The sequence below is a fragment of the Streptomyces sp. NRRL S-87 genome, from assembly GCF_000719335.1.
Taxonomy (GTDB): Bacteria; Actinomycetota; Actinomycetes; order Streptomycetales; family Streptomycetaceae; genus Streptomyces.
Window position 1 is genome coordinate 1 of record NZ_JOGB01000101.1, and the last position, 11542, is coordinate 11542.

Sequence of the window (11542 nt, forward strand, 5' to 3'; positions counted from 1 at the left end):
ACCAGCTTCTTCGGCCCCTGCGCCGTCCGGATCTCCCGGATCTTGAAGTCCATCGCATCCCCTGAGCTGGGGTGTTGCGACGACCACTAGAACGGAAGCGAAGCCCTCGGGGTGGGCCTGCCGCAGGGGCTGCAGGCCGCCCCTGTCAAGCGCCGAGGGGACCCGCACACCACGGGGCGGCCCCCACGCACCCACCCCGAACCGGGCCCACCCCGTACCGCACACCCCCACCAACCCTCACGCCCCCCGCACCCGCACCGGAAGCCCTGGTTCCGGCCCCTCTCCGGAGCCGCTCGTACCGCCGCCCCCGAGGGCGGCGTCGCGCGTCACCACGACCTCCCCCGCCCGCCACCGCGCCGTGAACCGCTCCACCTCCGGCACCTCGAAGCCGTCCCCGGCGTCCCGCACCAGCAGCCCGCCCCCGGTCCGGCCGAGCGCCGGCGCCCACACCTCCAGCTCCAGCCCGTCCGCCCCGGCCACCGGGAGCACCGCCCCGGCCCGCGCCAGCACCGGGATCCGCCCCGGCGGGGCGTCCAGCAACACCTGGCCCGGCCCCTCGTACGGCGTACCGGTCGCCGTGTCGTACCAGCGCCCGCGCGGCAGCCGCACCGCCCGCCGGTCCGCACCCGGTTCCAGGACCGGCGCCACCAGCAGGGCGTCGCCCAGCAGGAAGGCGTCCTCGCAGTCGCGCAGCGCCCGGTCCTCCGGCGCGCTCCACCACAGCGGCCGCACGTACGGCGCCCCCGTCCGCCGGGCCAGCTGCGCCAGCGTCATGAAGTACGGCAGGAGCCGCTCGCGTTCGGCCAGCGCCGCCCGCGCGTGCTCCAGTACCTCCGGCCCGAACTCCCACGGCTCGCGCCGCCCCGCCCAGATCGCCGCGTGCGTCCGGAACAGCGGGAGGTACGCCCCCAGCTGGAACCACCGCAGGAACAGCTCGGGCGACGGCGAACCGCCGAAGCCCCCCACGTCCGGGCCCGAGTACGGCACCCCGCACAGCCCGAGCCCCAGCACCAGGGCCAGCGAGGCCCGCAGTCCCGGCCAGCTGCTCTCCACGTCCCCCGACCACGTGCCGCCGTACCGCTGCATCCCGGCCCACCCCGAGCGCGAGAAGAGGAACGGCCGCTCGTGCGGGCGCAGCCGCACCAGCCCCTCGTACCCGGCCCGGGCCATGCCCAGGGCGTACACGTTGTGCGCCTGCCGGTGGTCGCCGCCGGCGCCCTCCAGCGCGTGCCGGGCGGACCGCGGCAGGGTCATGTCCCCGTACGGCCGGAAGGACACCGGCTCGTTCATGTCGTGCCACACCCCGGAGAAGCCCTGCGCGAGCCGTTCGGCGTACAGCCCGCTCCACCACTCCCGCGCCGCCGGATCGGTGAAGTCCGGGTACACGCACTCGCCCGGCCACACCTCGCCGCGCACCTCGCGCCCCCGCGCGTCCCGTACGAACGCCCCCGCCGCGCGCCCCTCCCGGTACAGCGGCTCGTCCTCGGCCGCCCGGACCGCCGGATCCACGATCGACACCAGCCGCACCCCCTGCCCGCGCAGCTCCGTGGCGAGGCCCGCCAGGTCCGGGAAGGCCTCCCGGTCCACCGTGAACACCCGGTGCCGGTCGTAGTGGTCGATGTCCAGGTGCACGGCGGACAGCGGCAGCCCCCGGTCCCGGTAGCCGGCGACGACCCGGCGCACCTCCGCCGCGCTGCCGAAACCCCAGCGCGCGTGCTGGTGGCCCAGCGCCCACGACGGGGGCACCGCGGGCGCGCCCGTCAGGGCCGCCCAGCCCTGGAGCACCCGGGCGGGCGTGCCCACCAGCACCCAGGTCCGCAGCGGCCCGCCGTCCATGCGCAGTTCGGACGTGCCGGGCCGGTCCTGGCCGGAGCCGGCGCCCTCCTCGCCCTCCCGCAGGGTCACCCGGCCGTCCCAGGTGTTGTCGTGGAACACCAGGTGCGTGCCGGCGTCGGCCACCACGAGCTGCACCGGCATCGTGATGTACAGCGGGTCGTCGTCCGGGCCGAAGCCGCCCTTCGGGTCGGTGTTCCACAGCCGGTACCGGCCGTCGCGCAGCCGGGGCCCGGCGGCCCGGCCGCCCAGCCCGAAGAACCGGGCGTCCGCGGCCACTTCCGACCGCTGCAACCACCGTGCGCCCTCGTGTGCGCCCCCGAGGGCTCCCCGTGCGCCGGGTGCCCCCACCGGGCTCCCGTCAACCACCCGGCGGCTCCCCTCGACCACCCCGGGGCGCCCCTCGACCGCCCCGGGGCTGCCGTCGACCGCCCCCGGTTCCCACCACCGCGGCGGCAGGTCCCGCCGCAGCACGGTCCCACCGGGCGTGCGCACCTCCACGGTGCCCGTCCGGGACACGACCACCGTCGCCCGCTCCGAGACCACCCGCCAGCCGCCGTCGGTGTCCGGCTCCAGCACCGCCCGCGGGTCCGGCTCCGGCTCCCCGCCCGCCAGCGCGTACGACGGCGTCGGCCCGGCCCCGTCCCAGCCCCAGAACACCGCCCCGCCGACGGCGACCAGCACCCGCAGCTCCGAACGGGCGAACCGCAGCACCCCGCCGGCGGGCCGCGGCTCCGCCCCCGTCAGCGCGCCGGGAACCCGCGCCCGCTCCTGCCCCCGCGCCGGCAGCTGCGCCGCGTCGGCGCGGTCGTGGCGCAGCGCCGCGCGCCAGGCGCGCAGCCCGCGCGCCGATCCCACGTCTTTGACCGCTCGTACCAGTTCACGCCCGTTCATGCTGATCACCCTGCCATCGGGCCGCCGCCGTGGGGGCTCCGTTCAACTGGCGTTCACCCACATCCGGGACGCGCCGGACCTGTGGGCGGCCGCTCTGGTGCGGATGTCGATCACATGGCATGGTCCCTGTGAGCCGCCGCGCGCACACCCCGCGCACGGTGGCACCGTACGCACACGAAGCGCGCGCCGGACGAGCACGCACACCGACCCGGGAGCCAAGACCCATGACCGAAGCCACTCCGCAGCCCGCACCCCTGTGGCAGCCGAGCCCCGAGCGGATCGCCGCCGCCCGGGTCACGGCCTTCCAGAGCTGGGCCGCCGAGCGGTACGGGGCGCCCGCCGAGGGCGGCTACGCCGCACTGCACCGCTGGTCGGTGGACGAGCTCGACACCTTCTGGCGGGCCGTGGCCGACTGGTTCGACGTGCGCTTCGGCACCCCGTACGAGCGCGTGCTCGGCGAGCGCGCCATGCCGGGCGCCCAGTGGTTCCCCGGCGCCACCCTCAACTACGCCGAGCACGCCCTGCGCGCCGCCGAGGACCCGGCCCGGGCCACCGACGCCGCCCTGCTGTACGTCGACGAGACCCACGACATCGAGCCGGTGACCTGGGCCGAGCTGCGCCGCCAGGTCGGTGCGCTGGCCGCCCGGCTGCGCGAACTCGGAGTCCGCCCCGGCGACCGCGTCAGCGGCTACCTGCCCAACATCCCCCAGGCCGTCACCGCCCTGCTCGCCACCGCCGCCGTGGGCGGCGTGTGGACCTCCTGCGCCCCCGACTTCGGCGCCCGCAGCGTCCTCGACCGCTTCCAGCAGGTCGAGCCGGTCGTCCTGTTCACCGTCGACGGCTACCGCTACGGCGGCAAGGAGCACGACCGCCGCGACACCGTCGCCGAACTGCGCGCCGAGCTGCCCACGCTGCGCGCCGTGGTCCACATCCCGCTGCTCGGCACGCCGGCCCCCGAGGGCGCCCTCGACTGGGCGGAGCTGACCGCCGGTACCGACGAGCCCGTCTTCGAGCAGGTGCCCTTCGAGCACCCGCTGTGGGTGCTGTACTCCTCCGGCACCACCGGCCTGCCCAAGGCCATCGTGCAGTCCCAGGGCGGCATCCTCCTCGAACACCTCAAGCAGCTGGGCCTGCACTGCGACCTGGGCCCCGAGGACCGCTTCTTCTGGTACACCTCCACCGGCTGGATGATGTGGAACTTCCTCGTCTCCGGCCTGCTCACCGGCACCACCGTGGTCCTCTACGACGGCAGCCCCGGCTACCCCGACACCGGCGCCCAGTGGCGCATCGCCGAGCGCACGGGGGCCACCCTGTACGGCACCTCCGCCGCGTACGTGATGGCCTGCCGCAAGGCCGGCGTGCACCCGTCCCGCGACTTCGACCTCTCGGCGGTCGCGTGCGTGGCCACCACCGGCTCCCCGCTGCCCCCCGACGGCTTCCGCTGGCTGCACGACGAGGTGGCCGACGACCTGTGGATCGCCTCGGTCAGCGGCGGCACCGACGTGTGCAGCTGCTTCGCCGGCGCCGTACCCACCCTGCCCGTGCACATCGGCGAGCTGCAGGCCGCCTGCCTGGGCACCGACCTGCAGTCCTGGGACCCCTCGGGCAAGCCGCTCACCGGCGAGGTCGGCGAGCTGGTGGTCACCAACCCCATGCCGTCCATGCCGGTGTACTTCTGGAACGACCCCGACGGCAGCCGCTACCGCGACAGCTACTTCGAGATGTTCCCGGGCGCCTGGCGGCACGGCGACTGGATCACGATCACCGACCGCGGGTCCGTGGTCATCCACGGCCGCTCGGACTCCACCCTGAACCGCCAGGGCGTCCGGATGGGCTCCGCCGACATCTACGAGGCCGTCGAGCGCCTCCCCGAGATCAAGGAGTCCCTGGTCATCGGCCTGGAGGAGCCGAACGGCGGCTACTGGATGCCGCTGTTCGTCCACCTCGCCCCCGGCGCGACCCTGGACGACGCGCTGCGCGACCGGATCAAGCGCACCATCCGCGAGGAGCTCTCGCCGCGCCACGTGCCCGACGAGATCATCGAGGTGCCGGGCGTGCCCCACACCCTCACCGGCAAGCGCATCGAGGTCCCGGTCAAGCGGCTCCTGCAGGGCACCGAGCTGGCCAAGGCCGTCAACCCGGGCTCGGTGGACGACCTCGGCCTGCTGCGCTTCTACGAGGACCTCGCCCGCACCCGCAAGCAGGCCTGACCTCCCCGGGCCTGACCTCCCCGGGCCTGACCTCTGCCCGGGCAGAGGTCAGGCCCGGGCGGCTTCAACCGCCGTACGTGGCCTCGGACTCGCCCAGGACCCGGGCGAAGTCCGCGGCCAGCCGTACCGCGTCCGCCTCCGGCAGGGCCGCGCTGGTGATCCGTACCGCCGGCGGGCTCCCGATCCGGAAGCGCTGACCGGCCGCCACCCACCAGCCGTGCGTGCGCAGCCCGTTCACCACCGCCGACTCGTCCCGCACCGGCACCCACACGTTGAGCCCGCTCTCCGCGTGCGCGGCGATCCCGTGCCGTGCCAGCGCCGCGACCAGTGCCGTACGCCGCTCCGTGTACACCCGCTCGGCCCCCGCGATCAGCACCCGGGCCGACGGATCGGCCAGCAGCCGCGCCGCGGTCTCCTGCAGGATGTGGCTCACCCAGCCGGAGGTGAGCAGCAGCCGCCCGTCGTGCCGCGCCAGCGTCGTCGGATCGCAGGCCATGGCGGCCCAGCGCAGGTCCACGCTCAGCTGCTTCGACGCGGTCCGCACGTGCGCCCAGCGCGGCAGCCCGCCCGTGGTCAGCGAGTGCAGCGGCACCCCGGAGATGTCCGAGTTGTGGTCGTCCTCGACCACCAGCACGTCCGGGAACCCCTCCAGCACGGCCAGGAGTTCCGCCCGCCGCCCGGCCGTGAAACGGCCCCCGCGCGGGCTCTGCCCCCGCGGGCTGCACAGCACGGCCCGCGCCCCGGCGCGCAGTGTCCGGCCGAGCTCCTGCGGCCGCATCCCCTCGTCGTCCACCGTCACCGGCAGCATCCGCAGTCCCAGCGCCGGCACGAGGTCGAGCAGGTGGTGGAAGCCCGGATCCTCGACGGCCACGCTGTCGCCCGGCTTGAGCTCCGTCGACAGCAGCCTCGAAACGCAGTCGAGCGTGCCGTGCGAGAACGTCACCGACCCGTCCGGCACCCCGTCGCGGGCGAACCAGGCGCGGGACAGCTCCTCCAGCGCCGGCAGCCGGGGGCTGCCGCGGTGCGAACCCTGCACCGGGGACACCTCCGACGGCGGAGAGAGCACCGGCAGCAGCGCCGGATCCGGATGGCCGCCGGCCAGGTCCACCACGCCCTCCGGCACCCGCGGCGGCCGGCGCGAGCCCACGGCCGGCACGTGCGCCACCACCGTGCCGCCCCGCCCGCGCGTGACCACGATGCCGCGCTGGCGCAGCTCCTTGTAGGCGGTCGCCACGGTGCCCGGGCTGACCCCGAGGTCCTCGGCGAGGCGGCGTACGGGAGGCAGGGCGGTACCCGGGCCGAGGCGGCCGTCCGCGACGGACCGCTCCACGGACGCGGCGATCTCCCTGGCGTTGGTCCCGGCGAAAGAATATTGTGTTGCCACGTACACAATTATGTATCGATACAAACTCACGTCAAGGGGGAACCGTGAGCCAGACCCCGACCCACCGCGCCTTCGCCGCCCTCGCCCGCACACCCGGCGGCCCCGACGGCCGCCGCGTCCTCGCCCTGTCCCTCGTGGACAAGACCGGCACCGGCCTGTGGTCCGGCGTCTGCGTCCTCTACTTCTCCACCGTCGCCGGCCTCGGACTCGCCGAGGTCGGCCTGCTCATCGCCGTCTCCTGCGGCATCGGCATCGCCGGCGCTCCGATCGCCGGCCGGGTCGCCGACCGGGTCCCGATCACCCGCCTGCTGGTCTGGCTGAACGCCGCCCGCGCCCTCGGCGCCCTGGCCCTCCTCACCACCCAGGACTTCTGGCTCCTGCTGGCCTACTCCGCCGCCGGCAGCCTCGCCGACCGCGGCGCCAACGTCACCACCAAGCTCTACGCCGCCCGCATCGCCGGCCCCGACCGGGTCCGCTTCCAGGCCCTCAACCGCACCGTCATGAACATCGGCTTCGGCATCGGCGGCCTCGCCGCCGCCGGCGCCCTCGCCCTCGGCACCGTCACCGCCTACCGCGCCCTCCTCCTCGGCGACGCCCTCTCCTACGTCGCCATGGCCCTGATCACCCTCCGCTGCACCGAGCCCGTCACCCCCACCAAGGTCGTCGCGGGCTCCGACCACCCCGACGGCCCGGCCACCACCCTGCCCGCCGGCCCCACCAGCCCCTGGCACGACCGCACCTACCTGCTCTACACGATCACCGAGACCGTCCTCTTCCTCGACGACGCCATCTTCAAGGTCGGCATCCCGCTCTGGATCGTCCACGCCACCGACGCCCCGCACGGCCTCGCCCCGCTGCTGATGGTCCTCAACAACGTCCTCGTCGTCCTGTGCCAGGTCCCGCTCGCCCGCTTCGGCACCACCTCCGACGACGCCCGCCGCCTGCTGCGCCCCCTCGCCCTCGCCTTCGCCGTCGGCTGCCTCGCCATGGGCGCCTCCGCCCTCGGCGGCCCCTGGACCGCCGGCGTCGCCCTCGTCGTCGGCGCCACCGCACTCACCTTCGCCGAGATGCTCCACGCGACCGCCTCCTGGGAGCTCTCCCTCGCCCTCGCCCCCGAGCAGGCACAGGGCGCCTACCTCGGCGTGCACGGCCTCGCCTCCGCCGGCCAGCGCAGCATCGGCCCCCTCGTCGCCACCGCCGCCGTCGCGGCCGGCCCCCTCGCCTGGGCCGCCCTCGGGGCCGTCCTCGCCCTCACCTGCGCCGGCCAGGACCGGCTCGTGCGCACGGGCCTCGCCCCCACCACACCGCCGCTGTCAGTGCCCCCGGTTACGGTGAGTGAGCACTGACCGGCATCGCCGTTGGGGGGAACCATGGCGTACACCAAGCACAGCGGAAGCCTGCGACGCACCCTGCGCCGCGAAGCGCCGAGCACGGTCGGCCTGCTCGCCGACCCCGAGGACTTCGCGGCCATGACCCGCTACCCGAGCTTCCCCTTCGAGGACCACCACACGTACCTGCACCAGGTCGACGGGCTCCTCAGATCACTCTCCGCACAGGGCATCCACACCACCGTCGTCCTCTTCGACAGCGAGGACTACGCCGACTACTGCGCCCAGACCGGACTCGACCCCGACTCCCCGGACGGCCGCACCCGCTTCACCGCGGAGCTCGCCGGCACCGGCGCCGGACTCGCGTACGCGGGCCAGCCCATCACCGACCTCGTCCCGCTCGTCGTCGACGAGGCCGTCCGCCAGGCCACCTGGGAGTACGCGACCCTGCTCCTGGCCGGACTCGGCCCCTGCGCAGACTGCGGCGAGGAGATCGGACCGGCCACCTTCGACCGGGCGACCCGCATCCTGCGGGACCTCCTCGCCGCCGCCGGCCCCGGCCACCACCACCTCGTCTGCAGCGTCCCGGCCGACGAGGAGCAGCTCACCACCGTCCTGCACGCCGACGGCGGGGACCCCACCGGCGGCGGCCCGCCCGAGACCGGACCGCCGTTCGACAGCCGCGCCGGCCTCGACTTCGTGACCGTCCTCGCCGCCGGACTCGCCACCCGCGGCCCCGGCGGACTCGTCCTCAGGAGCACCGCACCGGACCGGCCCGACCGCGTGCACGCCTGGCGCCTCGACCGGGGCCGACTGCGGCCCCTCTCCGCCGCCGAGGTGTTCAACGCGTACTGCACCGACGCCGAGACCGGCGAACCCGTCCCGCCCGAACCCGGCGTCGACTACTGCCCCGGCTACCCCGTCGACGACACCGACCCCCACCACCCGGCCGACCCGGGAGGCCGCGCCGGCCCCGGGGGCGACCGACCCGGTGGACCCGGCGGGCCGCCGGGCGGGGGAGCGGACGACCGGCCGGCCGGCTGACCCGCCGGAAGACCGGAAGACGGAAGGACCGGAAGACCGAAGGACCGGCCGGCCGGTGACCGGAAGCGAACCCGTCGGCCGCTGCCGGCCGACCGCACGACCGAGGGGCTCCCCGCCCACCGGCTGGGAGCCCCTCGGCCCACACGTCACGCACGCCTCCGCGCGCGGCTCATCCGGTCACTCGCCGGACAGCACCGCCTGCGCGGCCACCCTCGCCTCCTCGGCGGTGTCCGCGGCCCGCGCCGCGGCCGCCGCCCGCTCGCACTGCGCCAGCGTGTACTTCGCCAGCGTCGCGCGCACGTAAGGAATGGCCGCCGCGCCCATCGACAGGCTGGTCACGCCCAGACCCGTCAGCACGCACGCCAGCAGCGGATCCGACGCGGCCTCGCCGCAGACGCCGCAGCTCTTGCCCTCGGCCTTGGCCGCCTCGGCGGACATCGCGATCAGGTCGAGCAGCGCGGGCTGCCACGGGTCCTGCAGCCGGGACACCGCACCCACCTGGCGGTCGGCGGCGAACGCGTACTGCGCCAGGTCGTTGGTGCCCAGCGACAGGAACTCGACCTCCTGAAGGATCGAGCGTGCCCGCAGCGCGGCCGACGGGATCTCCACCATCGCGCCGAACTTCGCCCGCAGCCCGGCCTCCCGGCAGGCGTCAGCGAAGGCCCGCGCATCGGTACGGTCGGCCACCATCGGCGCCATGACCTCCAGGTACACCGGCAGGCCCTCGGCGGCCTTGGCCAGCGCGCCCAGCTGCGTGCGCAGCACGTCCGGGTGGTCCAGCAGAGACCGCAGACCGCGCACGCCCAGCGCCGGGTTCGGCTCGTCCGCCGGCGTCAGGAAGTCGAGGGGCTTGTCCGCGCCCGCGTCCAGCACGCGCACGACCACCCGCCCCTCGGGGAAGGCCTCCAGCACCTTGCGGTACGCCTCGACCTGCTTCTCCTCCGACGGCGCCTTCTTGCTGTCGTCCAGGAACAGGAACTCGGTGCGGAACAGGCCCACGCCCTCCGCCCCGGCCTCCACGGCCGCCGGCACGTCCGCCGGACCGCCCACGTTGGCCAGCAGCGGCACCTTGTGTCCGTCGGACGTGGCGCCCGGACCGGACGAGGCCGCCAGCGCCGCCTTGCGTTCCGCCGCGGCCGCCTCCAGCTCCGCCCGCTTCTCCGGGCTCGGGTCGACGAAGATGTCGCCCGTGCTGCCGTCCACCGCGATGACCGTGCCCTCGGCCAGCTCCCCGGCCCCGGGCAGCGCCACCACGGCCGGCACGCCCAGTGCCCGTGCGAGGATCGCGCTGTGGCTGGTCGGCCCGCCCTCCTCGGTCACGAAGCCGAGCACCAGCGCCGGGTCCAGCAGCGCGGTGTCCGCCGGCGCCAGGTCCCGCGCGATCAGCACGTACGGCTCGTCGCTGTCCGGCACGCCGGGCATCGGGACGCCCAGCAGCCGCGCCACGATCCGGTTGCGCACGTCGTCCAGGTCGGCGACCCGGCCGGCCATGTACTCGCCGGCCCCGGCGAGCAGCTCGCGGTAGGAGGCGAACGCGTCGTACACACCGCGCTCGGCGGTGCTGCCGACGGCGATCCGCCGGTCCACGTCCGCCATGAGCTCCGGGTCCTGCGCGATCATGGCCTGGGCCTCCAGCACGTGCTGGGCCTCACCGCCGGCCAGCTGTCCGCGCGCGATCAGGTCGGCCGCCACGGCCTCCACGGCCTTGCGGGCGCGCCCCTGCTCGCGCTCCGCATCCTGCGTGGGGATCTGCTTGGCCGGCGGCTCGAGTACGGCCGTACCCATGTGCCGGACCTGGCCGATCGCCACACCGTGGCTGACGCCGACGCCTCGCAGCGTTGTCTCCATCTCACCCGTCTCCGATAGTGCGGCGGTAGCGCCCGCCGCGATGAATGTCCGAACCGCCTGAGCGGGGGAGGGCGTCAGGCCCAGCTGAAGAGGACGTCCCCGCTCTTGACGTCGCCGGTCTCGACCACGTCGCCGAGCGAGTCGGCGGTTGCCTCCAGCGCGACGACCGGGCAGATCGGGGACTTGCCGGCCTCCTCGACGGCCGCCGGGTTCCAGCGCACGACGGCCTGGCCACGGGTGACGGTGTCGCCCTTGGCGACCAGGAGCTCGAAGCCCTCGCCGTTCAGCTGGACGGTGTCGATGCCCAGGTGGGTGAGGACGCCGTGACCTTCGGCGTCGACGACCACGTATGCGTGCGGGTGCAGAGAGACGACGACGCCGTCGACCGGAGACACGGCCTCGGAGGGCTCGCGGACGGGGTCGATGGCGGTGCCCGGACCCACCATCGCGCCGGAGAACACCGGGTCGGGCACGGCGGCCAGTCCGATGGCACGCCCGGCAAGAGGGGACGTCACGGTGGTCATGGATTGCCTCCCAGGGGTGGGGCTGCGACGGTCGCCGCTCACTACGTGTGCGCGGAACGACGCACTGTGCAGAAGGTTATGTCATGAGAAGTCCGGGTTCGCCCGGTGTTGGTACCCACCCGGCTGGCCCTTCGTCCGTGAGACTAGTGGACTAGACCGGTGGACTAGACCACTGTCCCACATCGATTTGCGATCCGCTGCACGGGAGCTGTACTGTCTTAAGTCCTGCCCGGCCGCACCACGTGAACTTCACGTGAACGACGGCGGGTGGGCATCCACTTCACTTCGCTGATCCGATCTCGATCCGTCGGCTCGTTCGGCATGCACCTCGCATGTCGAGCCGGTCGGTCGGAGAGAAGGAAAAGCACTGGTAAAGTGGGAAACGCCGGAAGGGAAAAGCCCCCCGAGAGGGAAACGGGCCGGAACCGGAAAGCGCCGAGGAAATCGGGTCGAGAAAAGATCTGATAGAGTCGGAAA

General features: G+C 74.6%; 7 protein-coding genes. 3 read left to right on the forward strand and 4 right to left on the reverse strand.

Annotated elements, in window-relative coordinates; genetic code table 11:
• Positions 1-237: 237 nt before the first annotated feature.
• Entirely contained in the window at positions 238-2727 is a 2490-nt protein-coding gene (locus IF43_RS0134555) for a glycoside hydrolase family 31 protein (protein ID WP_030210474.1), read from the reverse strand.
• Between the two features lie 224 nt (positions 2728-2951).
• Here IF43_RS0134555 and IF43_RS0134560 point away from each other — a divergent pair, with 224 nt between their 5' ends.
• A complete protein-coding gene (locus tag IF43_RS0134560; protein ID WP_030210478.1) occupies positions 2952-4937 on the forward strand; it encodes an acetoacetate--CoA ligase in 1986 nt (661 codons plus the stop codon).
• 64 nt (positions 4938-5001) lie between these two features.
• On the opposite strand, the gene IF43_RS0134565 is transcribed toward IF43_RS0134560, so the two are convergent.
• Entirely contained in the window at positions 5002-6321 is a 1320-nt protein-coding gene (locus IF43_RS0134565; RefSeq protein WP_030210482.1) for a GntR family transcriptional regulator, read from the reverse strand.
• A gap of 44 nt (positions 6322-6365) precedes the next feature.
• Between IF43_RS0134565 and IF43_RS0134570 the strand changes: the two genes are divergently transcribed.
• Positions 6366-7667, forward strand: a complete 1302-nt coding sequence (locus IF43_RS0134570; RefSeq protein WP_107048669.1) for an MFS transporter — start codon at positions 6366-6368, stop codon at positions 7665-7667.
• 24 nt (positions 7668-7691) lie between these two features.
• A complete protein-coding gene (locus IF43_RS0134575) occupies positions 7692-8693 on the forward strand; it encodes a hypothetical protein (protein WP_063753448.1) in 1002 nt (333 codons plus the stop codon).
• Positions 8694-8870: 177 nt separating this feature from the next.
• On the opposite strand, the gene ptsP is transcribed toward IF43_RS0134575, so the two are convergent.
• Complete coding sequence (gene ptsP, locus IF43_RS0134580; protein ID WP_030210500.1) at positions 8871-10541, reverse strand: phosphoenolpyruvate--protein phosphotransferase; 1671 nt, start codon at positions 10539-10541, stop codon at positions 8871-8873.
• A gap of 74 nt (positions 10542-10615) precedes the next feature.
• A complete protein-coding gene (locus IF43_RS0134585) occupies positions 10616-11065 on the reverse strand; it encodes a PTS glucose transporter subunit IIA (protein WP_030210503.1) in 450 nt (149 codons plus the stop codon).
• Positions 11066-11542: the final 477 nt, after the last annotated feature.

Excerpts from the sequence above, each read along its gene's own strand:
- IF43_RS0134555 (WP_030210474.1), bottom strand. The coding sequence starts at position 2,727 with ATGAACGGGCGTGAACTGGTACGAGCGGTCAAAGACGTGGGATCGGCG.
- IF43_RS0134560 (WP_030210478.1), top strand. The coding sequence starts at position 2,952 with ATGACCGAAGCCACTCCGCAGCCCGCACCCCTGTGGCAGCCGAGCCCC.
- IF43_RS0134575 (WP_063753448.1), top strand. The coding sequence starts at position 7,692 with ATGGCGTACACCAAGCACAGCGGAAGCCTGCGACGCACCCTGCGCCGC.
- ptsP (WP_030210500.1), bottom strand. The coding sequence starts at position 10,541 with ATGGAGACAACGCTGCGAGGCGTCGGCGTCAGCCACGGTGTGGCGATC.
- IF43_RS0134585 (WP_030210503.1), bottom strand. The coding sequence starts at position 11,065 with ATGACCACCGTGACGTCCCCTCTTGCCGGGCGTGCCATCGGACTGGCC.